The organism is Bartonella sp. AP7XZML (assembly GCF_042195745.1).
Lineage (GTDB): Bacteria > Pseudomonadota > Alphaproteobacteria > Rhizobiales > Rhizobiaceae > Bartonella.
Window position 1 is genome coordinate 1 of sequence record NZ_JBHIOT010000112.1, and the last position, 1,730, is coordinate 1,730.

A 1,730-nucleotide genomic window follows, 5' to 3' on the forward strand; every position below is an offset into this window, starting at 1 on the left:
AAAGTAATATCAAATATACAAGGCCTCTTTTTTAGTTAGGAAAAAACAGCACACTAAAACCCTTAGACTCTAAATGTGTTACCTTTATGTCCAAAAAACATAATCAAAAAGATAAACATTCGGGTCTCAATACAGAGAGCACAAACAAAACAAGACTAAAGACTCAAAACGTTCACACCCTAAGCAATGATCATCTACTCTAAATTCCAAAAAGATCAATAATGCTAAAATGTGTCTTTTTTATGTTTTGGAGGTGTTTCTAAGTTTTTTCATTGGAGAGTTTGTTATGAAAAAATTATATGCCCCACAAGCAGCGAGTGAATTAAAACGTTCTCGTTTTTCTTTTGTTAAAGTTCTTTCGTTGGCTATAGCGGCTACATTCTTATCGAATGTTACGCCTGTTTTTTCAGCAAATCCTGATTTTAGAAACACGTTTCTTGAAGGTGTAAAAAGTGCTGGTGTCTCTTATCCACAAAGCCTTCTCTCTGTNCGATAAGAGTTCTATCGTAAATGTTCTTGCGGACGATAGCAAAAATTTATTGGTAAGAACTCTAGATACAGACGAGCAATATAAAAAGTCTCTCATTAGTCCACGGTCGCTTGTTCGTGATAGCTCTACAGCCCAACAGTTTTCAGGGAATAATGAGAATGCAATCCCTGTTAATGTTTCTGACCTTTTGCGGGGCGGAACTGCAGGAATGCAACGTTCTCAAAATAACAATGTTATTTTGGGTAGTGGGATTAATTATACAAACAGCAAGTGGGGTGTTTTTATTGGTGACGATGTGGTTGGTAGTGTTGATGGGAGAGGTGCATACGGTTCTGTTGCTATCGGGTATGGTGCAAAAACTAGAAACGGTTGGAATGTTGTTGTCGGTTTTGAGGCAGAAACATTACTAGGATCGTATGGTTCTGTTGTTTTGGGGCGGGGGGCGAAAACGGAAGGTGTTTATAGCATTGCAATCGGTGGTGTTGGAACTACTTCTGGATCTGAAAAACAGAATATTGATGAAAAAAATAGAGTACTTGCAGCTGGTGATTATGCAATGGCTCTTGGTTACGGCGCGAAGAATTATGCAGAAAAGGGGATTGCTCTTGGTTACAATGCATCTGTAACAAAGGAGGCGCTGTATGGTATTGCTATAGGTAATCAGGCAAGTGGGACAGGTGAATCTAGTATTGCTATAGGTTCCATGTCTCACGCTTTGGGTCCAAGCAGTATCGCAATGGGTGTCAATTCTATAGTTTCTGTACAAGGTGGTGTTGCTATAGGAAGTGATACTATCGCTGATAGGGCTGCAGGTGTTTCAGGATATACTTCTTCGCTGCAGGGGGCAACAGAAAGCACTGAAGCGCAATGGAAAAGTAAGCAGGGTGCCGTTAGTGTTGGTAATTCTAGTAAGGGCATAACGCGGCAGATTACAGGTGTAGCAGCTGGTAGTGAACTTACTGATGCAGTAAATGTTGTACAGTTAAAAGACTTAGAAAGTGTCGTAAGAAATGGTGGTTGGAAACTATCTGTTGGGGGTAAGGATGGTAAGACCGTTATCATGGACAGCGCGGTAGATTTTTCTGCTGGAAGTGCAAATCTTCAAATTAGCAAAGGCAAAGATAATAATAATATAAAATTTGATCTAGCTAAGGATATTGCAGTCAATAAAGTAAATGCAGGAAGCAGTACCTTAGATGCAACAGGCTTAGTGATTACAGGTGGACCGAAAATAATCATT

The 1,730-nt window shown here is 39.7% G+C and carries 1 pseudogene; it reads left to right on the plus strand.

Annotated elements, in window-relative coordinates:
• Positions 1–539: 539 nt before the first annotated feature.
• Positions 540–1,730, plus strand: a pseudogene (locus ACFILT_RS09170) (hypothetical protein); the annotation flags it as partial.